Here is a 25,061-nt window from a genome sequence, read left to right as displayed (position 1 = left end):
ACATGGCTGTGACCCTTATCTCGCCGCGCGACCGGCCACGGGCGCGTCGACCGCCGCCCTGGCCAATTCCGCGGCGCCGATCATGCCGGCGGCTTCTCCGAGCTGGGTGGTGCGCAGGCGGGCCAGCGGTCGATGTCCGGCGCCGGTGACCGCGGCGGCGTAGTGCTCGCGGGCCTCGTCGAGGAACAGCGGCGCCGAACTGCTCACCCCACCGGCGATCACCACCAGATCGGGATCGAACAGGTCGCTGACGAAGGCCAGACCGAGACCGAGCCAGCGGGCGAAGTCGGCCATCACCCGCACCGCGAGCGGATCGCCGTCCTGGGCCGCGCCCGCGACCCGGCGACCGGTGAGCGAGCCGGGGTCGCGGCGCACATCGCGGGCCAGCACCGACCGCACGGGATCGGTGGCCAGCATTTCGATGGCGGTGTCGGCCAGTGCCGTTCCGCTGCAGTAGCGCTCCCAGCAGCCGTGTTTGCCGCACGGGCAGGCGCGACCCTCGGGGACCACCTGGAGGTGGCCGAGCTCGGGAGCGATGCCGTGGCTGCCGCGATAGAGCTGACCGTCGATGAGCAGAGCGGCGCCGATGCCGGTACCGATCGCGACGAGCACCACCGTCTGCCCGCCCGCCGCCGCACCGAAGCGGTACTCGGCCCAGCCCGCGGCGTTGGCGTCGTGTTCCAGGATCACGGGCAGTCCGAGGCGGGCGGTGAGCCGTTGGGCGACGGGGGCGTTCTGCCACGGCAGGTGCGGGGCGAACAGGACCGTCGACTGATCGGTCGAGATGAAACCGGCGACGGCCAACCCCACCGCCGCGATCGGATGGCGTCGGGCCAGCTCGCGCACCGAGCGGTCGATCGCGTCCTCGAGCGCGCGCGCCGAATGCGGCGTCGGTGCCTGCACGGTGTCGAGCACCTCACCCTCGGCGTCGACCACCGAAGCGCGAATGTTCGTGCCACCCACGTCGATGCCGACGGTGAGCAGGTGTTGAGGGTCGATCCGCCTGGTCATCCCCGGATCGTCACCGGGATGTCGACATATTGCGAGCGTGGCGCGCGGGTGGTCGCGAAGCTGTCTGTGCCGTGGCCCGGTTCGGGCGTGACAGCGGGAGGGGTCGTCCGCGGCGTCGTGCTCTGCTGCTGCGTCTCGGTGAATTCGTCGACTCTGCGGGGGCGCGGTGTGCCCGGCTGGCGCCGGCGAGCCGTGTCCCAGCTCGCGCTACCGGTGGCATCGGAGGTGCCCGTGGACGCGTGCGGCGCGGTGCGCTGTTCGGTCGCCTCCGGGTGGCCCTCGGCGTGATCGGCCCATTCCGGGGGGAGCACCGGTTCCACGGGGATGCCGGCGAGGGCTTCGCGCAGGACCGTCACCATCGAGGTGCCGTGTTCGGCGAGGGCGGCGACGACGTCGTGGTGGTCGCCGCGCACCAGGGCCGCGGCCGCGCAGACCGGGCACCAGGCGCAACCCCCGAGATCGGCCTGGCCGTCGGCGGCGGTACGGCGCAGCACCGGTTCGACACGGGCGAGCAGCACTTCGGCGAGTAGGCGTAGCTCCTCGGTGAACTCGGCGAAGCCGTCGTGGCCGTGGCGCTCGGACTGGGTGTCAGTGCTCATCTGCGGTGGCCTTCGTGTAGTTCGGATCGGCGGGCCACACCCGTGGATCGGGCCGGAAGCGGACCACGAGGTGACCGGTGTCGAGTTCGGCGCCCGACACCGTGCAACGGCGCAGCACCGGCGCGAGACGTACGCGAGTGCGTACCCCGTCGGCTCCCACGATCAGATCGTCCTCCACTCGGCCCAGCCGCAAGGTGCCGGGATCGACCACCGGTAGCCGCATCCGCATCGCGTACACGGAGTCGACACCGGAGCCGGACTCCCATCGAACCACCGGTTCACCCGATTCTGCGCCCTGAGCGTGCGGGGCGGTCAGCGTGTCGACCGAATGCGAGAACGCCGACAGCGCGTGCACCCCCACCGGTTCGGCCCCGGCGTGCTGGGCGATCAGGATCGGGACATCGGTGAGTTGTTCGTGTAACCGGGCCACCACCTCGAGTTGCTCGGCGCGGCGGTTGAGGTACCAGTACACGGCCGGATGGGCGTTGTCGCCGGGCGGCGGCACCGGGGCCAGCACCTTGTTCACCACCACCGCGTCCATCCGCAGGCCGAGCAGCGCGGCCGCCGAACGTACCCGCCGGGCCTCGGCGACGGCGACCTGTTCGGGGCCGGTCACCAGCCGGGCGCTGGTTCGGGTGGGGTCGGCGAGCAGATCACGGACCTGGGTCACCGCGACCACGATCCGTTCGACCGCGGCCGCGAGCACCGCCTTGCGCAGGTCGAGGCCGATCGCGCTCATCGTGCGGGCATGCTGGGGCCAGAGGCGTTCGAGGTAGTTGAGCATCGTGTCGGGGGCGGTGACGATGCGCAGCATGTCGGCCGAGGGCGGGCAGTCGACGACGATGACGTCCCAGTCGTTCTCTTCGGCGTACTGGGTGATCTCGACCAGCATCAGCAGTTCCTGCACGCCGGGCAGCCCGGTGAGCTCCGCGGGATCCAGCGCGGCCAGGTCGAATCCGTGATCGTGGCCGCCCCCCTTGGCCAGCATCGCCGCCACATCGCGGAATCGGTCCTCGAGCAGGGCGAGGGAGTCGATCTCGATCACCTCGATACCGGGTGCCACCCTGGCCACTCCGGCGACGGTGCCCGGATCGTGCGGGAAGCGGAAACCGAGCGCGTCGCCGAGTGAATGCGCCTGGTCCAGCGAGGCGATCAGCACACGCTGACCCGAGCGGGCATAGGTCATGCTCGTCGCGCAGGCCAGGGTCGTCTTCCCGACACCGCCCTTGCCGACGAACAGTTCGACGCGGGTACCGCCCGGGGCGCTCAGCCTTCGACCCGTTTCTTCAGCTCGTTGAGTGCCGTGTCGGTGATGACCTTCTCGGCTTTGCGTTTGAACATGCCGATCATCGGGATGTTGAGATCGACGGTGAGCTCGTAGACCACCTCGGTGCCGCCGCCGGGCCGGTCGAGCAGTTCGTAGCTGCCGTCCTGGGCCTTCTGCAGGTCGCCGCTGAGCAGCCGCCAGTTCACCGCCCTGCCGTCCTCGCGCCAGGAGTACGACAGCACGTAGGTGTCCTTGACGACGCCGGCGTCGAGGACGAATCGGGCAGTGGCAGCCCGTCCTTCGGCGTCGCGATCGATGACCTCCACCGACTTCGCGGCGGCCACCCATTCCGGGTAGGACTCCAGATCAGCGATGACGGCCATCACCTGCTGCGACGGTGCGTCGATGAGGATCGATCTCTGAGTCCGGTCGGCCATGGCAGACAAGCCCTCTCTCTGTGTTTGTTCGCGGCTGGTGCCGCGGTGCTCGGCGCTCGACTCCGCCTCTTCCCACCCTGGGAGTACCCCTTTGTCGCGATGACAACGGTCCGGCAGCGCCGAGAACGTGCGTCAGGGGGCGGCGGCGACCGCGGGTGCGACGCCCGCGGGCCGGCCGGCCTCGAGTCGTGCCTTGAGCTCGAACGCCATCTTGCGGCCCGCGACTCGGCGGGCCCGATTGGCCGCGGCCAGCGCGCGCGCCGACTTCGACGCGGCCGCGGCGGGTTCGGCGTGCAGGAAGTAGTGCAGGATCGCCCCGTCGGGCACGGACTCGAGCCACACCTCCATGGTGCCGGTCAGCGCGCCTGCCACCGTCCAGCGGATGCCCTTGTCGCCGCGATCCTCGCGCACGTCCAGGCGCAGATCGGGCCACCAGCGGCGCCAGTTGTTCGGGGCGCTCAGCACCTCGGCGATCGCGGCGCCCGGTGCGGCGAGGAAGGTCTGATCAGCGACCTGGATACTGCTCACCAGCCTGAGCGTAGTGGACGCCACACCGGACCCGGCCGGGGTGTCACCGCAGCAGTTCCCGCAACCGGCTGCCCTGACGGTCCCAAAGCCAGTTCTGTTCCACCCACGCCCGCCCCGCGGCGCCCATCTCGGCCGCTTTGTCCCGGTCGGTGAGCAGTTCGACGATGGCGTCGCGGATGTGCGGTACCGACCGGCCGTGTACCACCGTGCCGGTCTCGCCCTCGCGCACGGTCTCCGGGGCGCCGCCGGAATCACCCGCCACCACCGGTACCCCGGTCGCCGACGCCTCGAGGAACACGATCCCGAGGCCCTCCACGTCCAGACCGGCCCCGCGGGTGCGACACGGCATCGCGAACACGTCGGCGATCGTGTGATGAGCGGCGAGCTCGCCGGAGGGCACCCGCCCGGTGAACACGACACTGTCCTGCACGCCCAAGGCCTCGGACAACGCCCGCAGTCGCGCCTCGTAGGGACCGCCGCCGGCGATCACCAGCACCGCGCCGTCGACACGCTCGCGGATCTCGCTCATCGCCACGATCAGCATGTCCTGGCCTTTGCGGGGGACCAGTCGCGACAGGCACAGCACGGTCGGGCGCTCGCCCAGGCCGTAGCGGGCGCGCAGCTCAGCCCTGGCGGCCGGGTCGGGCCGGAACTCGGTGGGGTCGACCCCCGGCGGCAGGTGTTCCAGTGCCGCGTGCGGACCGAACGCCGAGGCGAAGCGGCCACGGGTGTACTTGCTGACATAGGTCACCACATCGGTGTGCTCGCCGATCGAACGCAGCACCTGGCGCGAACCGGGCAGCATCGACCAGCCGACTTCGTGACCGTGAGTGCTGGCCAGGATGCGCTCGGCGCCCGCGCGCCGCAGCATCGGTGCCATCACCGCCAGCGGAGCGGCGGCGCCGAACCACACGGTGTCGCATTCGCGTTCGCGCAGCAGCGCGCCGGCACGCTTGATGACCGCGGGGGTCGGCAGCATCAGTGTCGTCGGATGACGCACCACCTGGAACTTCTGCGCGGCGTCGAACTTCTCGTGGCTGTCACCCCGCCAGCGCGGCGCGTACACCACCAGGTCCTCGGGCGGCAGCTGATTCGACAGTGCCTGCAGATACGACTGGATTCCGCCCGGCCGAGGCGGGAAATCGTTGGTAACCAGCAGAGTTCGGGCCATAGGAGAACAACCTAATCGGTCGGCTGACAGGTGGGCAGACGTGGTCGGGCGTACCCGCGCCGTCGCTGCGGCCGTGCGTGTGCGAGGGGCGCCGCGTGCCTGCGCCCATCATGCAGCGTGACCGCGCAACCAGGCCCGCCAGCCGTCGAGCAACTCGCCGCGCGAAGCTCCGAGCACGGTGGCGAAGGCGGCATCCTGGGCGGCGGGGGACTGGGGGCCGGTCGCCAGCCGCTTGTACAACGTGGTGAGGGCGGTGGTGCCGTAGCGGTCGGCGAGGAACGCGCAGGTGCTCCACGCGCTTTCGTAGGCGTAGGCCGCGTCGACACCGGTGAAGTCGGCGTCGCCGACGAGTTCGGTGGGCATGGTGCCCGCGCGCAACCGGGTGGTCAGCGTGGGGGCGATCTGGGAGAAGGTGGTGGCCTGATCGCGCTGGGCGACGTACTCGGCGAAGCCCTCCAGCATCCACAGCGGTGCGCCGTCGGTGGTGTCGGCTCTGGTGGCGATATGGGTGAGCTCGTGGCGCAGCAGGGTGGCCAAGCCCTCGTTGCCGACTCGTCGGCGCGCGTCGGGGTTGAACACGATGCGCTGGTCGGTGGGCTGCGTACCCGGGGCGTAGGACCCGGTGAGCGACACGGCGGCCACGTCGGTGCCGGTGCCGCCCGCGGACCTGGTCAGCGCGGTGAATTCGGCCGGTGTACTCGCCACGACCACGACGGGGCTGCGATTCCACTCGGTGCCCCACACCGCGCTCACATCCGAAATGGCCTGGCCCAGTTGATGTTCGAGGACGTCGAGGTCGGCGCGATGGCTGGGATGGGCCACCAGCAGCGCCTCGGACGCGGCGCCGTCGCTGACTTCACGCACCAGGATCGGTCCGTAGGGCTGTAGCTCGCGGCGCACCGGACTCAGGCGCGGATTGTCGATGCCCTCGGAGGTGTCGAGCACCTCGGCTTCGTCGGTGGCCAGCTGCAACGGACCCACGTTGCGCGGCACCAGGATGAGTGCGACGCACGCGCCGGTCAACAGCGTGACCGAGGCGAGGGTGATACAGAATTCCAGGCGGCCGTTCGACGAGAACCACGAACGCAGGCCCGAGCGGGGGAACGGATCGGTCACCGGTCTGGCTCAGTATCGCCGGGCCGAGTGGTACGGGGTGGTGTTGATCGGCGCGACGGCGACGGGCACACCGAAGGTGGAGGCGTGCACCATCATTCCGTTGCCCGCGTAGATGCCGACATGGGTGATGTCGGGATAGAACAGGATCACGTCGCCGGGCAGCAGTTCGTCCTTGGCCACCGGTGTGCCGTAGCCCGCCTGCTGGGAACTGGTGCGCGGCACGTTCTTGCCGACCTGCTTGAACGCCCACTGGACCAGGCCGGAGCAGTCGAACTGATCGGGTCCGGTGGCGCCCCAGACATACGGATCGCCGACGCGGGTGAGGGCGGCGGCCAGCGCGCTGGTGCCGCTGCCGGGAACCAGTCCCGCCAGTAGCGAATCGCGGTCGAAGCCGGGCGGGAACGGTGAACCGGCCAGCGTCGACTTGTCGCGGGCCGAGAGCTGGCTCCACGCCTCGACCACGGAGGTGGTGGAGGCTGCGAGATCCTGGCGTTTGCGTTCGACGTCGGCGCGCACCGCATCGGCGGCGGTGGTCGCGGCATGCGCGGCCTCGGCGGCGGTGCGGGCGATGGTGTCGGCCGCGGCGGCGGCATCGGCGGCCTGCTTGAACTGGCGCACCGTGTCGGCGGTCTGCTGGGCGAGCACGTCCAGCGTCGACATCTTGTCCAGCAACTGCTGCGGGGAACCGCTCGACAGCACGGCGAACATGCTGTTGGTACGTACGCCGGTATAGGCGGCCACGGCGGTGCGGTCGATCATCGGCTGGAATTTGCGCACTTCGGCGCGGGCGGCCTCGACGACCGCGGAGGTGGCGGCGACCTTGTCGTCGGCCTCGCGTTGCACCGCGAGCTTGGCGTCGAGATCGATCTGCGCGGTGAGCGCTTGTTGGTTGAGCTGTTCGGACTGGCGCGAGAGGTCGACCATCCGGGAGATCGCGTCGGAGGCGGTGGTCGGCAGGGCGACGGGGTCGGCACCGGAGGGACCGGCGGTGTAGATCGCGCACACCAGGATCGCGGCGGAAAGGGCTCCGGCGAAACCACGCGTAGCGTGCGAATTCCGGTGGTGTGCAGTCACAGTGGCCCGTGCCCCGTTCTCTCGTTGTCCGCCTGTACAGCGCAATACCTGAGCGCGATCTCCTCGTCAGGCGAGAAGGTCTCGATCAGGTTACGGAACTGTATGCATTCGTGTCCAGTATAAAGGTACGTGCGCCGTCCAACCCAGTGGACGGCGCATATACCCGGATGATGACCGCGGCTTCGGTGCGCCCTTCCCCGTGAACGACGCACCGTGCCCGGCGGATCAGAAGCGGCGAGCGCCCGCGAACGGCATCGACGACAGCGACGCGATCTGGACCGGGGTGCCCGCGGTGGAGGCGTGCACGACATTGCCGTCGCCGGCATACAGGCCGGAGTGGCCGCCGCCGTAGAACGAGACCATGTCGCCGGGCTGCAGCGCGTCGATCGAGACCGGGCTGCCCGCACCGAGCTGGGCGTCGCTGGTGCGCGGGATGTTCATGCCCGCCTGGGAGTAGGCCCACTGGACCAGACCCGAGCAGTCGAAGGCGTTCGGACCGGCGGCGCCGTAGACGTAGGGCGAGCCGATCTTGCTCAGCGCGGCATCGAGGGCGATGTCGGCGGCGGTGGCGCGCGGCGCGGTGAAAACCTGCGGCGCGGCCGGGACCTCGATACCGGGCACGCCCTGGGGCAGCGGAATCTCGTTCGGAACCTCGAAAGTGCCGATACCGGGCACGGTCACCGGCGTCGCCGATGCCGGGGCGGCCGGCAGGAGGAACGCGCCGATGGTGGCAGCGCCGACGGCTCCGACGGCAACGGCACGCTGCGCCTGACGCTTGACGGTGTTGTTCGCCATGATGCGGAACTTCCAATCTGCCCCACGACGCCGTGTCCGAATGACGCGGCGGGCTTCGTCTCGTCGGCCGTTTCCGGTTGGCGGGACTCCGTGAGGTCTCGAAAAGGTTACGAAGACATCACGGGGGTTTGTAAAGTCGGACATCGGTCCAAGGGGGGTTTCGGGCGATATCGCCGAAGAATGCTTGCGAGCTGAGTCACACCCGATCACGAAACGATAACGCCAGGTCACGTCGGCCGAGATTTTCCAGTGCTACCGGCGCGTCGCCAATAGGGGGCGCACGGCATTTTCCAACGCTGAATCAGCGAATCCGCAGGTGGCACCTGCCCGTGGCGGGCATGAGCGGTCTGTCCGGCTGCCCGCCTCGCGGGCGGCGCGCCGTAAGTCGCGGCGCGCGGAGATCGGTAAGGCCGATTGCCCATTGAAATCTGAGTAATTCATGTGAATTCCGAAAACGTGTGAGCCCGGTCACGAAGTAGTTTGATCTCGGTCATTTTGTTCGCATCGGAACGAGAGTCTCGCGCCGAATGATCGGCTCCGAAGATCACGGGCAGGGGCGATCCCGGGTGTTCGGACGAGATGTCGAGGGGGGCCGACCGCTCGTCCGACTCTGCCGTCGGGTGGCCGGGTCCGGTCCGGCGAGCTTGTCGGACCCTCGTCCTACGCTGCTGGCCGTGCCCGACCCCCGTGCTGTCCCGGCTGCCGCTCGGCAGTTGGCCTTCGACGAACTCGATACTCCGCTGTACGCCACCACTTTCGTCGTCGTCGACCTCGAAACGACCGGGACCAGCGCTGATCGGGACGCGATCACCGAGATCGGGGCGGTGAAGGTGCGTGGCGGAGAGGTGCTGGGGGAGTTCGCGACACTGGTGAATCCGGGGTACGCCATCCCGCCCGCCATCGTGCAGATCACCGGGATCACCACGGCGATGGTGTACGAGGCGCCGGGGATCGAGGGGGTGTTGCCGGGGTTCTTCGAATTCGCGGCGGGGGCGGTGCTGGTGGCGCACAACGCGCGATTCGATATCGCTTTCCTCAAGGCCGCCGCGGCGAGTCAGGACATCGCGTGGCCCAATCCGCAGGTGCTGTGCACGGTGAAACTCGCGCGGCGGGTGCTCACGCGCGACGAGGCGCCCTCGGCGCGGCTCGGGGTGCTGGCACAGATCCTCGGTGCGTCGACGACACCGACACACCGCGCGCTCGACGACGCCCGCGCCACCGTCGACGTGTTGCACGCGCTGATCGGGCGGGTCGGCAATCAGGGTGTACACAGCCTGACCGAGCTCCTCGACTATCTGCCCGGCGTCACCGGAACCCAGCGCGCCAAACGCACTTTCGCGACCGACCTGCCCGCCGTGCCCGGGGTCTATCTCTTCCGTGGTCCGTCGGAGGAAGTCCTCTATATAGGGACGGCGGTGAATCTGCGCCGACGCGTACGCAACTACTTCACCGGTTCGGAAACCCGTGGCCGCATGAAAGAGATGGTGGCACTGGCGATTCGGGTCGACCATGTGGTGTGCGCACACGGTCTCGAAGCGGGGGTCCGTGAATTGCGGTTGCTCGCCGCGCACGCGCCGCCGTACAACCGCCGCTCGAAGTTCCCCCGGCGTGGGTGGTGGCTCACGCTCAGCGACGAGGCTTTCCCCCGGCTGGTAGCAGTGCGCACCCCGAGTCGAACAGCGTTGGGGCCGTTCAATTCTCGGATCGATGCGGTCGATGTGGCCTCGACGATCGCAGAATTCGCCGGGACGCGAACCTGCGCCACCCGCCTCACCCGCACGGCGAAACACACCTGCCCACCCGCCGCCGTCGGCGGCTGCCCCGCCGCACGCCTGGACGGTGACCTCGACGCGGCGAGTTATGCCCCAGCCGTGGCCGCGGTCCGCGACCTGTTCACCGGGCGCGCCGACACCCTGCTGCGCGCGATGATCGATCGCATCGAAACATATTCGGCCGCCCAGCATTTCGAAGCCGCTGCCCGCCTTCGCGACCGCACCGCCACTGTCGTCACCAAGCTGCACCGCACCCAGCGCCTGGCCGCCATGGCCCGCCTCGCCGAACTGATCGTCGCGCTGCCCGACGGTGCGGGCGGCTGGGAGTTCTCCGTCATCCGCTACGGCCGCCTCGCCGCCGCGGGAACCGCCCCGCGCGGCACCCCGCCGATGGCTGTCGTCGACCAGATCGTCGCCGCCGCCGAAACCGTGATCCCGGATTCGGGCGCCGCGACCTCGCGCGGCCGGGTCGCCCGTGAGGACACCACCACCGTCGCGGTCCTCGCCACGGCGCCTACCGGGTGCGCGACATCCGACACCGCGCCCGGTGCACGCACCGACACCGATCCGCAGGCGCCTGCCACCGACGGCGCGATTGTCGCGTCCGACGACGACATCCCGCCGCTGCGTGGTGCACCCCCGGAAGAAGTCGGGGTCATCGCCCGGTGGCTCGCCAAACCAGGGGCCCGGATCGTGCGAACCAGCGACGGCTACTGCGAACCGCTGCACGGTGCCGCGCGTTGGGTGGGCTGGGCGCAGCTCGCGCGGGCCGCCGCGACCACCAGGAGCGAACAGGAGCAGTACCTCGCCGAACGATGATGTGGCCGGAGCCGGGCGGTGGACGCTCGACCCTGGTCGAGGCACTACCCGGCAGAGCGACGTCGGCATCCTGGATCATGGACACCGATCCGTGCACGGTGGCGGGCCATGAGGAGAAGGAGCCGCGGCGAATGTTCGTGAAGGTGTGTGGGCTGACCACCGAGGAGCAGATCGACTGGGCGGTCGAGCTCGGGTACTCCGCGATCGGGGTCATGGTGACCACGAAGAGCAAGCGGTACCGCACTCCCGATCAGGCACGCGCGCTCGCCGACTACGCGCGCGGACGCATCACCACCTTCGCCGTCGCACTCGAGGTGAGCGAGGTCGCCGAGGTGGCCGACGCGTTCGACGTCGTCCAGCTCTACCGGTGGGTCGACCTGCCCAACCTGGCCTACTGCTCGGCGACCCCGCCGAAACCCGAGCAGACCAGCGAATACTTCTTCTACGACGCCAGTGCGGGTTCCGGCGTCTTCGAAGAGTTCCCGGATTGGGTGCGCGCACAGCGGGGCCGCGTCGTCCTGGCAGGCGGGCTCGACGCGGACAATGTGGCCGCGGTGATCGCCCGGCACCACCCGTTCGGCGTCGACGTGTCCAGTTCGGTGGAATCGGCGCCCGGCGTGAAGAGCTATGAGCTGATGCGACGGTTCAAAGCGGCCACCGAGCGGCTCGAAGTTCTAGAGTGATCCCATGATTACCGCGATCGTGATGATCCAGGCGCAGAACTCGCGCATCCCCGAGACCGCGCAGGCCCTCGCCGATACCGAAGGAGTTGCCGAGGTGTACTCCTGCGCCGGCGACGTGGACCTGATCGCGATCGTGCGCGTGCGCGACCACGCGCGCATCGCCGAAGTGGTCACCGCGGGCATCGACAAGGTGGACGGCGTGGTCCGCACCACCACCCACATCGCCTTCAAGTCCTATTCCAGCGCCGACGTGGAAGCCGGATTCTCGCTGGGGGAGTAGCCCTTTCGGGTTCAGCGCTCGTCGAGCACCTGGGTGAGTTCGGCCCAGCTCTGCAGCAGTTTCGCCGCCGCCCCGCTGTCCACCGCGGCGGCGGCGCGCTCGAGCCCGCCCGCCAGCGCCGCGTCCAGATCGGAATCCACGTCACCGGCCCCGCGCGAGAGGTCGTAGGCCACGATCGCCGCGGCCGAGTTCAGCAGCACCGCGTCACGAACGGGCCCGGCCGTTCCCGCGAAGACATCGCGCGCCACGCGGGCGTTGACCTCGGCATCCCCGCCGCGCAGCTCGTCCAGGTCCACCCGGACGATGCCGAGCCGCGTCGGATCGAGCACCGTCTGCCGAATCCGTCCACCACTGACCACCCATATATCGGTGAGGTCGGAGGTGGTGATCTCGTCGAGCCCGTCACGCCCACGCACCACCAGCGCGCTCGACCCGCGCGCCGCGAACACCCCCGCGATCACGGGAGCCAGGTCGGCGAACGCGCACCCGATCAGCCCGGCGCGCGGCTGCGCCGGATTGGTCAGCGGCCCCAACACGTTGAACACGGTCGGAATGCCGATCTCCTTGCGTGCCGCACCGGCGAACCGCAGCCCGGAGTGGAACAGCGGCGCGAAGCAGAAACCGATCCCCACCTCGCGCACCGACCGCGCCACCGACTCGGGCCCCAGCGCGAGCTTCACTCCCAACGCTTCGAGCACATCGGCACCGCCGGACTTCGACGACGCCGCCCGATTGCCGTGCTTGACCACGGGCACCCCGGCCGCGGCCACCACCACCGAGGACATGGTCGAGATGTTCACCGACCCCGAACGGTCGCCGCCGGTGCCGACGACATCGACCGCGTCGCCGTCGATGCGGACCAGCCGCGCGTGCCCCAGCATCCCGGCCACCATGCCGGCCAGTTCGGTCGGCGTCGGGCCCTTGATCTTCATGGCGACCCCGAACGCCGCGATCTGGGCCGCGGTGGCGCCATCGGTGAAGATCTCGTCGATCACCCAGGTGGTGTCGTCCGCGGCCAGGTCGCCTCCGTCGGCGAGGGTTCCGAGCACCTGGGGCCAGCTGCGCACGCTCATCTGCTCTGTTTCTCCTTCGACGACACCGTTGCGCCACTGTAGATCGGGCGCACGGAGAGAGCGCAAGGTCATGTGCGCCGCCGGGCAAGTTTACGGGGCGATGCGCGGGGGCTGCAGCGCGTCCCAGCCGTCGGCGACGCCGTCGTGGCGCTGTGCGAGCCCGGCCATCCGCGAGCGCTCCTGCGAACAGCTCAGCGGGTCGAGCCGTTGCACCCGCTGCAAGATGATCGGCACCAACTCCTGCGCGGTCGCGGCGGCCTCGGCGCGTTCGTAGCCGTCGTACCCGGCGATCTCGCACGCGGACTCGAGCTGCTCGGCGGGTAGCCGCAGATGATGGCGCAACACCGCGTCGGCCTCCCGATCCAGCGCCTTCGCCCGATCCAGCGCGGTCGAACACGCCTCGGCGTCGTCGAAACTCGATGCGACCACGACAAGGTCGTCGCGCAAGGGGTCCAACTCCTGCGCCGACCCGCCGAACAGCCGCCGCCACATCCGCACCACGACCATCGCTGCCTCCTCGTCTCAGCCTATCCACATCCAACGCTGTCACAATGTGTTGTCGCGCGATCGTCGCCAACACGCCGACGGAGGTCTTGGACCCCCTCTGTGCGTGGGTTTTCCGACTTGCGCCACAAACTTTCGTACCCGGGTACATGTGTCGTACTACGAAGAGTCATACTTACCCCGTGACGACCGCAGTAGGCACCCCAGGATCGGCCATTACTCAGCGTGTGCATTCGCTGAACCGGCCCAACATGGTCAGCGTCGGAACCATCATCTGGCTGTCGAGCGAGCTGATGTTCTTCGCGGGCCTGTTCGCCATGTACTTCGTTGCGCGCGCGCAAGCGCCGGAAGGCTTCTGGCCCCCGGCGCCGACTCATCTGAACATGTCGCTCGCGATTCCGGTGACAGCCGTGTTGATCGCATCCTCGTTCACGTGCCAGATGGGTGTTTTCGCCGCCGAGAAGGGTGACGTGTTCGGCCTGCGCCGCTGGTACACGATCACTCTGCTGATGGGCGCGTTCTTCGTCGCCGGCCAGGGGTACGAGTACTACAGCCTGGTGCAGGAGGGAACCACGATCGCCGGTAGCTCCTACGGCTCGGTTTTCTACATCACCACCGGCTTCCACGGTCTGCACGTGATCGGAGGTCTGATCGCGTTCGTGTTCCTGCTCGTCCGCACCACGCTGAGCAAGTTCACGCCCGCCCAGGCCACCGCCGCGATCGTGGTGTCGTACTACTGGCACTTTGTCGACATCGTCTGGATCGGGCTGTTCGCCACGATCTACTTCGTCCGTTAGCGCGCCGCGCACTCCTAAGCATTTGCACAAGTCGGTTCCGTCTACTCCAAAGGGACACAGATGAGTTCATCTCCCCCGTCGGCCCCAGAGCCCGCCGGCCCCGGCAGCGGGCAGGCCGCTCAGGCCGCACAGCAGGCGCGTAAACAGCGTCGCGCGCGTCGTCGTATCGCGGGTGCTCTCGCGCTGATGATCGGCTTGGTCGGAGCCGGCTTCCTGGCTACCGCGCTCACCCCGCAGGCGCAGGTCGCCACCGCGAACGAGGACCAGTCCGCGCTCATCCGCGAGGGCAAGCAGCTCTACGACACCTCCTGTGTCACGTGCCACGGCGCGAACCTGCAAGGTGTCGCCGATCGCGGTCCGAGCCTGATCGGTGTCGGTGAGGCCGCGGTCTACTTCCAGGTTTCCTCCGGGCGCATGCCGATGGCCGTCAACGGCGCCCAGGCAGTGCGCAAGCCGGTGAAGTTCGACGCGCACCAGACCGACGCGCTCGGCGCCTACGTCGCCGCCAACGGTGGCGGTCCCTCGGTGATCCGCGATGCCAATGGCGAGATCGCCCAGGAATCGCTGCGCGGTGACGACCTCGGCCGTGGTTCGGAGCTGTTCCGCATGAACTGCGCCTCCTGCCACAACTTCACCGGTCGTGGTGGTGCGCTCTCCGGCGGCAAGTTCGCGCCGCCGCTGGCCGAGGCCAACGAGCAGCAGATCTACCAGGCGATGGTCACCGGCCCGCAGAACATGCCCAAGTTCTCCGACCGGCAGCTGACGCCGGAGGAGAAGCGCGACATCGTCGCCTACGTGAAGAACTCCGCCGAGGAGAAGGCCCCCGGCGGCTGGGATCTCGGCGGATTCGGTCCGGCCACGGAAGGCCTCGCCATCTGGGTCATCGGCATCACCGCCGTCGTCGGCGCCGCGATGTGGATCGGATCCCGGTCATGAACCGTCAGCGCCCGGAGGCGGCAGCTCGCGTAACCACGCAGGGCGCCGGTTCATGGCCGATGGACACAGCCATGAACCGTCAGCGCCCGGAGGCGGCAGCTCGCGTAACCACGCAGGGCGCCGGGGCATGGCCGATTGGATACAGCTCATGAGTGGACAGGAGCACAGCGACATGGGTCGCGAACCCACCGAAGACGAACTGGACGCGATGTCGCGTGACGAGCTGGTCGAGCTCGGCACCAATCGCGACGACGTCGATGTCGTCTACCGCAACGAGCGGTGGCCGGTGCCGGGCACCAAGGCCGAGAAGCGCGCCGAACGTGAGGTCACGTTCTGGTTCGCGATCTCGGGCCTGGCCGCCGCCGCGCTCATCGGTGTCTTCCTGTTCTGGCCGTGGGAGTGGAAGGGCTACGGCGACGAAGGCCATGCCGCCTACTCGCTGTTCACCCCGCTCATCGGCCTGACCTTCGGCATCTCGGTGCTGGTCATCGGTGTCGCAGTGGTGCTGATCCGCAAGAAGTTCATTCCCGCCGAGATCTCGATCCAGCAGCGCCACGACGGCCCGTCCGACGAGGTCGAGCGTCGCACCCTGGCCGCGGAGCTGCAGGACGCCCTCGACACCTCCACCCTCGGTCGCCGCAAGATGATGCTCGGTACCGCGGGCGCCGGTGTCGGCGTGCTCGGTATCGGTGCCGCGCTGGTGTTCATCGGCGGCATGGTGAAGAACCCGTGGGCCAAGGGCGACAAGTCGCCGCTGTGGGTCTCGGGCTGGACCCCGGACTACCCGGGCGAGACCATCTACATCCGCCGCGACACCGGTCGCCCGGAAGACATCGTGCTGGTGCGTCCGGAAGACCTCGACGCCGGCTCGATGGAGACCGTGTTCCCGTGGAAAGAGAAGTGGCGCGGGGATTCGCACGAGACCCTGCAGTCGCTGCGCGGCATCCGTAACGCCGTGATGCTGATCCGCCTGCGCACCGAAGACGCCGAGAAGGCGATCAAGCGCAAGGGCCAGGAGAGCTTCAACTTCGGCGACTACTTCGCCTACTCGAAGATCTGCACCCATCTCGGCTGCCCCACCTCGCTGTTCGAGCAGCAGACCAACCGGATCCTGTGCCCCTGCCACCAGTCGCAGTTCCTCGCGACCGAGTGGGGTAAGCCGGTCTTCGGTCCTGCCGCCCGCGCACTGCCTCAGCTGCCGATCACCGTCAACTCCGAGGGCTTCCTGGTCGCCGCGGGCGACTTCATCGAGCCGCTCGGCCCGGCCTTCTGGGAGCGTCGTTCATGAGCGTTGTGGCCAATCAGGCAAATGAGATGGACGAGCGGTATCGCGCCGCCGCGTTCATGAAGCGATCGATCAACAAGGTCTTCCCGACCCACTGGTCGTTCCTGCTGGGTGAGATCGCGCTCTACGCGTTCATCATCCTGCTGCTGTCGGGTGTGTACCTGACGTTGTTCTTCGACCCGTCGATGGCCCATGTGGTCTACGACGGCGCCTACCAGCCGCTGCGCGGCGTGGGTATGTCGCGGGCCTACGAGACCACGCTCAACATCTCCTTCGAGGTGCGCGGCGGTCTGTTCGTCCGGCAGATCCACCACTGGGCGGCCCTGCTGTTCGCGGCGTCGATCATCATCCACCTGTTCCGCATCTTCTTCACCGGCGCGTTCCGCAAGCCGCGTGAGGCGAACTGGGTGATCGGCTCGCTGCTGCTGATCCTGGCGATGTTCGAAGGCTTCTTCGGCTACTCGCTGCCCGACGATCTGCTCTCCGGTACCGGTCTGCGGGCCGCGTTCTCGGGCATCACCATCGGTGTCCCGGTCGTCGGTACCTGGATGCACTGGCTGATGTTCGGCGGCGACTTCCCCGGCGACATCATCATCCCGCGCCTCTACATCGCGCACGTGCTGCTGCTGCCCGGCATCATCCTGGCGCTGATCGGTGCGCACGTTGCCCTGGTCTGGTACCAGAAGCACACCCAGTTCCCCGGCCCGGCCCGCACCGAGCACAACGTGGTCGGCGCGCGCATCATCCCGGTGTTCGCCGCCGATCAGGGCGCGTTCTTCGCGTTCACCCTCGGCATCGTCGGCATCATGGGCGGTGTCCTGCAGATCAATCCGGTGTGGAACCTCGGTCCGTACAACCCGTCGCAGGTGTCAGCGGGTTCGCAGCCCGACTTCTACATGATGTGGACCGACGGCATGGCTCGCCTGATGCCTGCCTGGGAGCTCTACCTGGGTCGGTACACGATTCCGGCGGCGTTCTGGGTGGCGTTGGTCATGGGCCTGGTGTTCACCCTGCTGATCGCCTACCCGTGGATCGAGAAGCGCCTCACCAACGATTACACCGCGCATCACAACCTGCTGCAGCGTCCGCGCGACGTGCCTGTCCGTACCGCGATCGGCGCCATGGCCATCACGTTCTACGTGATCCTGACGCTGTCGTGTGTCAACGACATCATCGCGCTGAAGTTCGACATCTCGCTGAACGCGACCACCTGGATCGGTCGTATCGGCCTGCTGCTGTTGCCGCCGCTGGCGTACTTCATCACCTACCGGTTCTGCATCGGCCTGCAGCGCAGTGACCGGGCGGTGCTCGAGCACGGCATCGAGACCGGTGTGATCAAGCGCCTGCCGCACGGTGAGTACATCGAGATCCACCAGCCGCTGGGTGGGGTCGACGCACACGGCCACGCCATCCCGCTGGAGTACCAGGGCGCCCCGGTGCCCAAGAAGATGAACAAGCTGGGTTCGGCGGGCAAGCCGGGTACCGGCAGCTTCCTCAGGGCCGATCCCAAGGCCGAGGGCGAGGCCTGGGTCGAGATCGAGGAGAACGAAGAGCACCGGATGCTCGCCGTTCTCGCCGAACAGCAGGCGATCGCCAACGACAACGACGAGCGGTCCGGTCACTGACCGCACAGCACGAAGCACGAAGGCCCCGAGTCGAATTCGACTCGGGGCCTTCGTGCTATAGGCGCGGGGTGCGCCGGTAGGTCTCGATGGCCTCGAACTTGGCCAGGTTGTGGCGAGCGTCGGCGAGCGCGTCGTGGGCGTCGTCGGGGATGGGCGGTAGGGCAGGGCTGCCGTTGACCGCCCAGTGCTGGCGCAGTTCGTTGGTGTAGCGCGGCATGCCCTTGGGCAGGGCGGTCATGTCACCCCACAGCTGGCACAGCGCGACGTGGTCGTAGGCGCCGACCCAGGCCCACAGTTCCGGCTGCACACTCGGTCGCGGCAGGAAGAACTTGAACAGGTCGTCGCGGATCTGTTCCCTCGTGCGATACAGCGGCGATCCGGCCTGCGGCAGCTTCGGCAGCACGTGCTTGCGCACCCACGGCCCGGCCCGCTTCGCATCGAATTCGGTGGAGACCGCGTAGTATTCGCGGCCGTCCTCGCAGACGACGCCGATCGAGATCAGGTCGATCGTCGAGCCGTCCTCGATGAATTCCGAATCATAGAAATATCGCAGGGAGATCGCCTCTTCGTGCCGGTGGGGTGCTGGTCGATCGAAACCCTATGTCGACAGCCGACCTGCTGGACGCACGGGTCCGGGTACCGCGAACATTCGCCCTCACAGCGAACCAACAGCTTCGCCGGGCAGGATGACCCGGGTGCGGGTGCTGGTGGTCGAAGACGAGATGGTACTGGCCGACGCGATCGGCACGGGATTGCGCCGCTACGCCATGGCGGTGGATGTCGTCTATGACGGTGATGCCGCACTGGAACGGGTGCCGGTGCACGACTACGACGTCGTCGTACTCGATCGCGACCTGCCGGGCGCTACCGGTGACGAGGTGTGCGCCTGGATGATCGAGCACGGGGTGGACAGCCGGGTGCTGATGTTGACCGCGGCGACCGCGGTTCGCGAGCGGGTCACCGGGCTCGGCCTCGGTGCCGACGACTACCTCACCAAACCGTTCGCGTTCGCCGAACTGGTCGCGCGCGTACAGGCGCTCGGGCGTCGTGCTCGGCCCGCGATTCCGCCCACCCTCACGCGCGCCGGTCTGCGCCTGGACGTGCACCGGTGCGCGCTCACCCGTGATGGTGTGCCGATCGCCTTGTCGCGCAAGGAGTTCGCGGTGCTCGGTGAGCTCATGCGCGCCGACGGGGGAGTGGTGTCGACCGAACAGCTGTTGGAGAAGGCATGGGACGAGAACATCGACCCCTTCACCGGCGTGGTCAGGTACGCGATCATGATGTTGCGTCGCAAACTCGGGGAACCGGCGTTGATCGAGACCGAGCCGGGTATCGGCTATCGGATCCGATGAGCAACTCGCGCTCGACCATTCGCCTGCGGTTGACGCTGTTGTACGCGGGGTCGTTCTTCGTGGCCGGCGCGGTGCTGATCGCGCTGATGTACCTCTCGCTCGAGCAATGGCTCGAGGCGCGGCCCGTGGCGGCCACGCACATGATCATCAGCAAGCATCTGGCGCTGGGCGATCGGATGCCGGCCGCTGATCAATTGGCCCAGGCCATCGCCGCGCAGGCCGAACAGGAGCGTCGCGAAGTCCTGCGGGCGATGCTGGTCTCGTCGTTGACCGCACTCGCGGTGGTCGGAATCGCGGCGGCGGGCTTCGGTTGGCTGCTTGCCGGGCGGGCACTCGCGCCGCTGCAGCGGGTCACCGCGACGGCGCGCCGGGTCGCCGACCGCAGCCTGCACGAGCGGATCGCGCTGGAAGGGCCTCCCGACGAGATCAAGGATCTCGCCGACACCTTCGACGCCATGCTGGAGCGGCTCGATCGCGCTTTCGACGGCCAGCGGCGCTTCGTCGCCAACGCTTCCCATGAACTGCGCACGCCGTTGGCGATCAATCGCACCTTGATCGAGGTGGCGCTGGACCGGCCCGATCCGCCCGCGTCGCTGCGTCAGCTCGGCCAGACCCTGCTCGAGGTCAACGGACGGCACGAACGCCTCATCGAGGGGCTGTTGCTGCTGGTTTCGAGCGAGCAACTGCTCACCGAGCACCGGCGCTGCGATCTCGCCGATCTCGCTCGCCACGTTGCCGGTTCGAGCGCCGGTGCGGCTGCCGCGGTCGGCGTCACCCTGGATTGCTCGGTGGACCCAGCGCCGGTCGACGGCGACCCGATCCTGCTGGAACGGCTGGTGCACAACCTCGTCGACAACGCGGTGCGTTACAACGTGCCCGACGGCCGGGTGCGCATCCGCTGCGAGAGTGCGGACGGATTCGCCCGGCTGATTGTCGTGAACACCGGGCCGGTGGTGCCGGTGTTCGAGCTCGACGGCTTGTTCGAGCCGTTCCGCCGCGCGTCCGCGATCACTCGTCGCGCCGACGACCCGGCCGCGCGACGGGGTGCAGGTCTGGGGCTGTCTATCGTTCGGTCGGTGGCACACGCGCACGGTGGCTCCGTGCACGCGGCCGCGGATCCCGCCGGCGGACTGATCATCACGGTGTCACTGCCCGCCGGCGGAACCTCGAAGACCGGCCTCAGCCGATAGTTCGCGGGCTGCTCACTACCGATACGCGGTCACCGACCCACCGTGGGATCAGTAGCTGCCGCAGACCGCGAATACTTCGACCATCCCGGTGTGCAGTCCCGCGCGCTCGCCGCCGTGATGTCCGGCATGCTCGCCGTGTCGCTGCTCGACGGCGGCGCGTCGCTGCTCGGGCGTCTTCGCCAGCAGTTCCGCGAGTTTCTCCCGATGCTCTGGGTGCTGAGCCATCCTCGCGGCGAGGGCGGGCGCGTGGACGAGGGCGGCGGCTTCGATCTGTTCCACCGAACAGGTTGTGTCGAGTATCGGATGGGATCGTTCGGCCGGTGCGGCGGCCGCCACGCCGATGGTGCTCGCGGCGGCGAGTGCGGTGAAGCCGGTCACCAGGCCGATACGGACAGGCGTGCGTTGGGGCATTTTCCAGTTCATGTTCGACAGACCTTCTCTGATGGTGTGGTCGCGGTGTCGTGACCCATACGCCAGTCCACCAACCTGCCCGTTTGCCCGGTGTGAGGAAGCGCGGCGGCGACCGGATGGAGCGGCCCGGGGGTAGGTGCCCGCACGCCGGGTACGTATTCTTGACTGGTGACCTGGACCGTCGACGTACCCATTGACCGCCTGCCGGAACTGCCGCCGCTGCCCGCCGAACTGCGTGGCCGCCTAGACGCCGCGCTGGCCCGGCCCGCCCTGCAGCAACCGTCCTGGGACGCCGACGAGGCCGCCACCATGCGCACCGTGCTGGAGAGCGTGCCACCGATCTGCCTGCCCGCCGAGGTCGAAGACCTCAAGGGGCAGCTGGCCGCCGTCGCCCGCGGTGAAGCTTTCCTCATGCAGGGAGGTGACTGCGCGGAGACCTTCGCCGACAACACCGAACCCCACATCCGCGGCAATATCCGCACGCTGCTGCAGATGGCCGTGGTGCTCACCTACGGCGCGAGCATGCCGGTGGTGAAGGTGGCGCGGATCGCGGGCCAGTACGCCAAGCCGCGCTCGTCCGACACCGACGCGCTCGGACTCACGTCCTACCGCGGCGACATGGTCAACTCCCTTGTCGCCGATCAGGCGCTGCGCCGCCACGACCCCTCCCGCCTGGTCCGCGCCTACGCCAACGCGAGCGCCGCGATGAACCTGGTACGCGCCCTGACCAGCGCGGGCACCGCCGACCTGCACCGCCTGCACGACTGGAACCGCGATTTCGTCGCCCAGTCGCCCGCGGGCGCGCGCTACGAGACCCTCGCCGAGGAGATCGACCGCGGGCTCCGTTTCATGGCCGCCTGCCAGGTCAACGATCCGAGCCTGAAGACCGCGCGCATCTACGCCTCGCACGAAGCGCTGGTCCTCGACTACGAGCGCGCGATGCTGCGGCTGAGCGAGAGCGAAACCGGTGAACCGCTGCTCTACGACCTGTCCGCGCACTTCCTGTGGATCGGTGAGCGCACCCGCCAGCTCGATGGCGCCCACATCGCGCTGGCCGAGTTGCTGGCCAACCCGATCGGCCTCAAGATCGGGCCGACCACCACGCCGGAGCAGGCCGTGGAATACGTCGAGCGGCTCGACCCGAACAACGAGCCCGGCCGACTCACCCTGGTCGCCCGCATGGGCAACGGCAAGGTGCGCGACGTGCTGCCCCCGATCATCGAGAAGGTGCAGTCCACCGGCCATCAGGTCATCTGGCAGTGCGACCCGATGCACGGCAACACCCACGAGTCGTCCACCGGCTTCAAGACCCGCCACTTCGACCGCATCGTCGACGAGGTCCAGGGTTTCTTCGAGGTGCACCACGCCCTGGGCACCCATCCCGGTGGCCTGCACATCGAGCTGACCGGGGAGAACGTCACCGAATGCCTCGGTGGTGCCCAGGACATCTCCGATCTGGATCTGGGTGGCCGCTACGAAACCGCCTGCGACCCCCGCCTGAACACTCAGCAGTCGCTGGAACTGTCGTTCCTGGTCGCGGAGATGCTGCGCTGAGTTGGTGGAGCGCTGGCACGCTCGCGTTCGCGGCCCTGGCGGTCCCGTCGATCAGGCACCGTTGCTTGCTCCTTCGTCGCCTACGCAACGGCGCCTGATCGTCGGGACGGCCGCGAACCGCCGCTGCGCGGCGGCCCCTCCTCGAGGTCGGGGCGTGGGGGCGGTCAGCGTGGGCCGCGTCCGGGCTTTTCCTTCTCTTTTTCTTTTTCCTTCTCGGGATCCTTGCCCCTTCAAGGCAGGGCGGTGAGCGTCACGACGCTGCCCGCCTCCACGTTCGAGTTGATGCCCGGCACCTGGCCGATGACCAGCGAACTGTCGGAGCCGGTGAGGGATTTGACCTCCACCTGTAAGCCGAGCTGTTGCAGTTTCGAGCGGGCACTGCCGACGCTCTGACCCATCACATTGGGCACGTTCACCGCGTTCGACACGATCAGCGTCACGGTGTCGCCCGATTGCAGGGTGGTGCCCACGGCGGGTTCGGTGGCGATCGCCTTGTCGCCCTCGACGTTCTTGTCGAACTGCACGCGCGTCTCGCGAACGACCAGGCCGGCGGTGGTCAACGCCTCAGCCGCCTGTTCGGTGGTCTTGCCACGCACATCGGGCACGTTCACCGGCTGAGATCCCTTGCTGCGGTACACCTTCACCTGCGCGCCCATCGGCAGGACCGTGCCCGGTGCCGGTTCCACCTTCGCCAGCGAACCCTTCGGCGCGGTACTCGCCGCCTCGCCACTGTCGATCGGCTGCAGCCCCGCATCGCGGATGGCCTGATTGGTCGCGCTGATCTGGTCGCCCGGCTTGATGTCGGGCACCCGCGGTTTGCCGTTGGAGATCAGCACCGCGATCGTGGAACTCTTGGTCACCCGCGACCCGGCCGACGGATCGGTGCCGACGACCCCGCCCACCGGAATCGTGTCGGAAGCCCGCTGCCGCAACGTCGTCTCGAAACCGGCTTCCTGCAGCACCGCGACGGCCCGGTCGGAGTCCATACCCGCGATCGGCGGTACCGCGGTGTAGCGGCCGACACCGAGCCACCAGCCGCCGATCCCGACCAGCAGGGTCAGCGCGGTGACGATGCCCACCCACACCAAACTCGTTCGGCGAGCGTGACTGTCGCCGAACGCGGTGGCCGCGGGCACGGGGGAGTACACCTCCGGGCGGGGGCGTTGCGCCGTCACCACCCTGGTGTGGTGCGGTTCCGGTGCGGGCGCATGATGCGCGGCAACGGGATGCGGTGTCGCCGGCCGCTCGCCGGGATGATGGGCGGCGCCGGTCTGATAGCTCTCGCTGAGATGTTCGGCCGAGTCACGGGGTGCGGGCACCCGATACGGCGGCAGGTTCAGCTCCATCGCGATCGACTGCAGTGCCGCCGCCATCTCGTTGGCATCGGCGAAGCGCTGCGCGGGGTCGCGGGAGGTGGCTTTGGCGACGAGCGCGTCGAATTCGGGCGGCACGCCACCGATGAAATTGCTCGGCGCCGGCACATCGTTCTCGACCCGCTGGTAGGCCACCGACAGCGAGTTGTCGCCGCTGAACGGCACCCGCCCGGTGAGGAGTTCGAAGATCAGGACGCCGAAGGCGTACACGTCACTGCGGGCGTCGGCGGTGCCGGTGGTGACCTGCTCGGGGGCGAGGTAGGCGGCCGTGCCGAGGATCACGCTGGCGGAGGTGGTGTTGGCCGCGGCCACGGCACGGACCAGACCGAAGTCGGCGATCTTCACCTCGCCCACATCGGAGATCAGCACGTTCTCCGGCTTCACATCACGGTGGACCAGGCCGGCGTCGTGGGCGGTGCCGATCGCGCGCAGCACCGGTTCGGCCACGGCGCGCACGGCGTGGGGCGGCATCGGTCCGCGCTCGCGCAACAGTTCACGCAGCGTGCCGCCCTCGACCAATTCCATGATCAGGAACGGGTGTTCGCCGTCGATGCCCTGGTCGTACACCGCGACCAGCGACGGATGCTTGAGCTTGGCCACCGCGCGCGCCTCGAACTCGAAGCGGCTCAGGAACTGCGGGTCGCCGGCGAACTTGGGGTCCATCACCTTGATCGCCACGGGGCGATCGAGCCGGGTGTCGGTCCCGCGGAAGACCATCGACATCCCGCCGCGAGCGATCGGCGCATCGATGCGATAGCGCCCTTCCAGCATCTGGCCGATCAAGTGATGTCCTCCGGCATTCAACCGGCCGCCGGGTGCGGCCACCACGATGGTAACCGGGCGGTGTCGGCATGCCAGACGATGCGTGCGTGCCGACACGTACTACCGTTGTGTAGGTGAGTGCCTTTCCTTGCAGCGATGACGTGCTGCCCGACACCGAAACCATCGTCTCGCTCCCCGAGGCGGCCGACATGCTCGGCGTCCCCGTCACCTCGGTGCACCAACTGCTGCGTGACCACCAGATCCTCGCGATCCGCCGCAACGGCGTGCCCGGCATTCCCTCCCGCTTCTTCGATTCCGAAGACGAGATCGTGCGCATGCTGCCCGGCGTGATCACGGTCATGCGCGACGGCAAGTACAGCAACGAGGACATCCTCGAGTGGCTCTACACCGAGGATCCCTCCCTCCCCGGCCGCCCGGTCGACGCCCTGCACGGCCAGTTGGCCCGCGAAGTGGTCCGCCGCGCCCACGCCGAACCTTTCTGAGCGTGGCGGCTCAGCCGTCGTAATCAGGGCTCACCTCCCAGAGCGCACTGACGGGTACCGCCCGCAGCTTGTGTCCGAACGGCAGAGTTCGGTGCCGGTGTACAGGACGATGCCCGCCTGGAAGTCGTCTCCGAGCTGCCGCTC

The 25,061-nt window shown here is 68.5% G+C and carries 25 protein-coding genes; 11 read left to right on the top strand and 14 right to left on the bottom strand.

What is annotated here, in order from left to right; all coding sequences use genetic code 11:
* Nucleotides 1-15: 15 nt before the first annotated feature.
* The 9 genes from ACFWUR_RS24255 to ACFWUR_RS24215 form a co-directional block, all read right to left on the bottom strand.
* Nucleotides 16-1,011, bottom strand: coding sequence for an ROK family protein (locus tag ACFWUR_RS24255; protein ID WP_378909782.1), 996 nt, complete (start codon nt 1,009-1,011; stop codon nt 16-18).
* A complete protein-coding gene (locus ACFWUR_RS24250) occupies nt 1,008-1,610 on the bottom strand; it encodes a hypothetical protein (RefSeq protein WP_378909781.1) in 603 nt (200 codons plus the stop codon). The genes ACFWUR_RS24255 and ACFWUR_RS24250 overlap by 4 nt, the downstream gene beginning before the upstream one ends.
* Entirely contained in the window at nt 1,600-2,850 is a 1,251-nt protein-coding gene (locus tag ACFWUR_RS24245; RefSeq protein ID WP_378909825.1) for an ArsA family ATPase, read from the bottom strand. Before ACFWUR_RS24245 ends, ACFWUR_RS24250 begins: the two co-directional genes overlap by 11 nt.
* A 26-nt stretch (nt 2,851-2,876) precedes the next feature.
* Nucleotides 2,877-3,314 (bottom strand): SRPBCC family protein, encoded by a 438-nt coding sequence (locus ACFWUR_RS24240; RefSeq protein ID WP_378909780.1) that lies wholly within the window; start codon nt 3,312-3,314, stop codon nt 2,877-2,879.
* Between the two features lie 132 nt (nt 3,315-3,446).
* Nucleotides 3,447-3,842 (bottom strand): polyketide cyclase / dehydrase and lipid transport, encoded by a 396-nt coding sequence (locus tag ACFWUR_RS24235; protein ID WP_378909779.1) that lies wholly within the window; start codon nt 3,840-3,842, stop codon nt 3,447-3,449.
* Nucleotides 3,843-3,885: 43 nt separating this feature from the next.
* Complete coding sequence (locus ACFWUR_RS24230; RefSeq protein ID WP_378909778.1) at nt 3,886-5,013, bottom strand: glycosyltransferase family 4 protein; 1,128 nt, start codon at nt 5,011-5,013, stop codon at nt 3,886-3,888.
* Nucleotides 5,014-5,121: 108 nt separating this feature from the next.
* The gene (locus ACFWUR_RS24225) at nt 5,122-6,129 is read right to left on the bottom strand and encodes a hypothetical protein (protein WP_378909776.1); all 1,008 of its coding nucleotides are present in this window, start codon (nt 6,127-6,129) and stop codon (nt 5,122-5,124) included.
* A gap of 9 nt (nt 6,130-6,138) precedes the next feature.
* Nucleotides 6,139-7,203: an NlpC/P60 family protein gene (locus ACFWUR_RS24220; RefSeq protein ID WP_378909775.1), complete on the bottom strand. Its 1,065-nt coding sequence runs from the start codon at nt 7,201-7,203 to the stop codon at nt 6,139-6,141.
* A 225-nt stretch (nt 7,204-7,428) separates the two neighbouring features.
* Nucleotides 7,429-7,998 (bottom strand): C40 family peptidase, encoded by a 570-nt coding sequence (locus ACFWUR_RS24215; protein WP_378909774.1) that lies wholly within the window; start codon nt 7,996-7,998, stop codon nt 7,429-7,431.
* A gap of 674 nt (nt 7,999-8,672) precedes the next feature.
* On the opposite strand from ACFWUR_RS24215, the gene ACFWUR_RS24210 reads away from it, so the two are divergent.
* The 3 genes from ACFWUR_RS24210 (at nt 8,673) to ACFWUR_RS24200 (ending at nt 11,552) form a co-directional block, all read left to right on the top strand.
* Nucleotides 8,673-10,589: a DEDD exonuclease domain-containing protein gene (locus ACFWUR_RS24210; RefSeq protein WP_378909773.1), complete on the top strand. Its 1,917-nt coding sequence runs from the start codon at nt 8,673-8,675 to the stop codon at nt 10,587-10,589.
* 77 nt (nt 10,590-10,666) lie between these two features.
* Entirely contained in the window at nt 10,667-11,272 is a 606-nt protein-coding gene (locus tag ACFWUR_RS24205) for a hypothetical protein (protein WP_378909771.1), read from the top strand.
* Between the two features lie 4 nt (nt 11,273-11,276).
* The gene (locus ACFWUR_RS24200; protein ID WP_101463603.1) at nt 11,277-11,552 is read left to right on the top strand and encodes an Lrp/AsnC family transcriptional regulator; all 276 of its coding nucleotides are present in this window, start codon (nt 11,277-11,279) and stop codon (nt 11,550-11,552) included.
* A gap of 11 nt (nt 11,553-11,563) precedes the next feature.
* Here the strand turns inward: ACFWUR_RS24200 and trpD are convergent, their stop codons facing one another.
* Nucleotides 11,564-12,625 carry an anthranilate phosphoribosyltransferase gene (gene trpD, locus ACFWUR_RS24195; RefSeq protein WP_378909770.1) on the bottom strand — a complete coding sequence of 354 codons (1,062 nt, stop codon included), beginning with the start codon at nt 12,623-12,625 and terminating at the stop codon, nt 11,564-11,566.
* A 90-nt stretch (nt 12,626-12,715) separates the two neighbouring features.
* Complete coding sequence (locus tag ACFWUR_RS24190) at nt 12,716-13,132, bottom strand: hypothetical protein (protein WP_378909769.1); 417 nt, start codon at nt 13,130-13,132, stop codon at nt 12,716-12,718.
* A 179-nt stretch (nt 13,133-13,311) separates the two neighbouring features.
* Here ACFWUR_RS24190 and ACFWUR_RS24185 point away from each other — a divergent pair, with 179 nt between their 5' ends.
* The 4 genes from ACFWUR_RS24185 (at nt 13,312) to ACFWUR_RS24170 (ending at nt 17,772) form a co-directional block, all read left to right on the top strand.
* Nucleotides 13,312-13,926: a heme-copper oxidase subunit III gene (locus ACFWUR_RS24185; RefSeq protein ID WP_378909768.1), complete on the top strand. Its 615-nt coding sequence runs from the start codon at nt 13,312-13,314 to the stop codon at nt 13,924-13,926.
* Nucleotides 13,927-13,986: 60 nt separating this feature from the next.
* Nucleotides 13,987-14,862, top strand: coding sequence for a c-type cytochrome (locus ACFWUR_RS24180; RefSeq protein WP_378909766.1), 876 nt, complete (start codon nt 13,987-13,989; stop codon nt 14,860-14,862).
* Between the two features lie 148 nt (nt 14,863-15,010).
* Nucleotides 15,011-16,150: a ubiquinol-cytochrome c reductase iron-sulfur subunit gene (locus ACFWUR_RS24175; protein ID WP_378909765.1), complete on the top strand. Its 1,140-nt coding sequence runs from the start codon at nt 15,011-15,013 to the stop codon at nt 16,148-16,150.
* Nucleotides 16,147-17,772, top strand: a complete 1,626-nt coding sequence (locus ACFWUR_RS24170) for a cytochrome bc complex cytochrome b subunit (RefSeq protein ID WP_378909763.1) — start codon at nt 16,147-16,149, stop codon at nt 17,770-17,772. Before ACFWUR_RS24175 ends, ACFWUR_RS24170 begins: the two co-directional genes overlap by 4 nt.
* 55 nt (nt 17,773-17,827) lie before the next feature.
* Here the strand turns inward: ACFWUR_RS24170 and ACFWUR_RS24165 are convergent, their stop codons facing one another.
* Complete coding sequence (locus tag ACFWUR_RS24165) at nt 17,828-18,325, bottom strand: polyadenylate-specific 3'-exoribonuclease AS (RefSeq protein WP_378909823.1); 498 nt, start codon at nt 18,323-18,325, stop codon at nt 17,828-17,830.
* Nucleotides 18,326-18,467: 142 nt separating this feature from the next.
* Here ACFWUR_RS24165 and ACFWUR_RS24160 point away from each other — a divergent pair, with 142 nt between their 5' ends.
* Nucleotides 18,468-19,124, top strand: coding sequence for a response regulator transcription factor (locus ACFWUR_RS24160; protein ID WP_378909822.1), 657 nt, complete (start codon nt 18,468-18,470; stop codon nt 19,122-19,124).
* Nucleotides 19,121-20,314: a sensor histidine kinase gene (locus ACFWUR_RS24155; protein ID WP_378909762.1), complete on the top strand. Its 1,194-nt coding sequence runs from the start codon at nt 19,121-19,123 to the stop codon at nt 20,312-20,314. The genes ACFWUR_RS24160 and ACFWUR_RS24155 overlap by 4 nt, the downstream gene beginning before the upstream one ends.
* A gap of 48 nt (nt 20,315-20,362) precedes the next feature.
* On the opposite strand, the gene ACFWUR_RS24150 is transcribed toward ACFWUR_RS24155, so the two are convergent.
* Nucleotides 20,363-20,737, bottom strand: a complete 375-nt coding sequence (locus ACFWUR_RS24150; RefSeq protein ID WP_378909760.1) for a hemophore-related protein — start codon at nt 20,735-20,737, stop codon at nt 20,363-20,365.
* Nucleotides 20,738-20,893: 156 nt separating this feature from the next.
* Here ACFWUR_RS24150 and ACFWUR_RS24145 point away from each other — a divergent pair, with 156 nt between their 5' ends.
* Complete coding sequence (locus ACFWUR_RS24145) at nt 20,894-22,279, top strand: class II 3-deoxy-7-phosphoheptulonate synthase (RefSeq protein ID WP_378909759.1); 1,386 nt, start codon at nt 20,894-20,896, stop codon at nt 22,277-22,279.
* Between the two features lie 230 nt (nt 22,280-22,509).
* Here the strand turns inward: ACFWUR_RS24145 and pknB are convergent, their stop codons facing one another.
* Nucleotides 22,510-24,423 (bottom strand): Stk1 family PASTA domain-containing Ser/Thr kinase, encoded by a 1,914-nt coding sequence (pknB, locus tag ACFWUR_RS24140; RefSeq protein WP_378909820.1) that lies wholly within the window; start codon nt 24,421-24,423, stop codon nt 22,510-22,512.
* 125 nt (nt 24,424-24,548) lie between these two features.
* Between pknB and ACFWUR_RS24135 the strand changes: the two genes are divergently transcribed.
* On the top strand, nt 24,549-24,917 hold the full coding sequence (locus tag ACFWUR_RS24135; protein ID WP_378909758.1) for an Rv2175c family DNA-binding protein: 369 nt from the start codon (nt 24,549-24,551) through the stop codon (nt 24,915-24,917).
* Nucleotides 24,918-25,061: the final 144 nt, after the last annotated feature.

Source organism: Nocardia sp. NPDC058633, from assembly GCF_042717045.1.
Taxonomy (GTDB): domain Bacteria; phylum Actinomycetota; class Actinomycetes; order Mycobacteriales; family Mycobacteriaceae; genus Nocardia.
This window is presented reverse-complemented; position numbering and strand designations above follow the sequence as displayed.

Bases quoted from the DNA above. Each gene is read 5' to 3' on its own strand.
- ACFWUR_RS24255 (WP_378909782.1), bottom strand. From the start codon at position 1,011: ATGACCAGGCGGATCGACCCTCAACACCTGCTCACCGTCGGCATCGAC.
- ACFWUR_RS24250 (WP_378909781.1), bottom strand. From the start codon at position 1,610: ATGAGCACTGACACCCAGTCCGAGCGCCACGGCCACGACGGCTTCGCC.
- ACFWUR_RS24240 (WP_378909780.1), bottom strand. From the start codon at position 3,314: ATGGCCGACCGGACTCAGAGATCGATCCTCATCGACGCACCGTCGCAG.
- ACFWUR_RS24230 (WP_378909778.1), bottom strand. From the start codon at position 5,013: ATGGCCCGAACTCTGCTGGTTACCAACGATTTCCCGCCTCGGCCGGGC.
- ACFWUR_RS24215 (WP_378909774.1), bottom strand. From the start codon at position 7,998: ATGGCGAACAACACCGTCAAGCGTCAGGCGCAGCGTGCCGTTGCCGTC.
- ACFWUR_RS24205 (WP_378909771.1), top strand. From the start codon at position 10,667: ATGGACACCGATCCGTGCACGGTGGCGGGCCATGAGGAGAAGGAGCCG.
- ACFWUR_RS24200 (WP_101463603.1), top strand. From the start codon at position 11,277: ATGATTACCGCGATCGTGATGATCCAGGCGCAGAACTCGCGCATCCCC.
- trpD (WP_378909770.1), bottom strand. From the start codon at position 12,625: ATGAGCGTGCGCAGCTGGCCCCAGGTGCTCGGAACCCTCGCCGACGGA.
- ACFWUR_RS24190 (WP_378909769.1), bottom strand. From the start codon at position 13,132: ATGGTCGTGGTGCGGATGTGGCGGCGGCTGTTCGGCGGGTCGGCGCAG.
- ACFWUR_RS24180 (WP_378909766.1), top strand. From the start codon at position 13,987: ATGAGTTCATCTCCCCCGTCGGCCCCAGAGCCCGCCGGCCCCGGCAGC.
- ACFWUR_RS24175 (WP_378909765.1), top strand. From the start codon at position 15,011: ATGAGTGGACAGGAGCACAGCGACATGGGTCGCGAACCCACCGAAGAC.
- ACFWUR_RS24170 (WP_378909763.1), top strand. From the start codon at position 16,147: ATGAGCGTTGTGGCCAATCAGGCAAATGAGATGGACGAGCGGTATCGC.
- ACFWUR_RS24155 (WP_378909762.1), top strand. From the start codon at position 19,121: ATGAGCAACTCGCGCTCGACCATTCGCCTGCGGTTGACGCTGTTGTAC.
- ACFWUR_RS24150 (WP_378909760.1), bottom strand. From the start codon at position 20,737: ATGAACTGGAAAATGCCCCAACGCACGCCTGTCCGTATCGGCCTGGTG.
- pknB (WP_378909820.1), bottom strand. From the start codon at position 24,423: ATGCTGGAAGGGCGCTATCGCATCGATGCGCCGATCGCTCGCGGCGGG.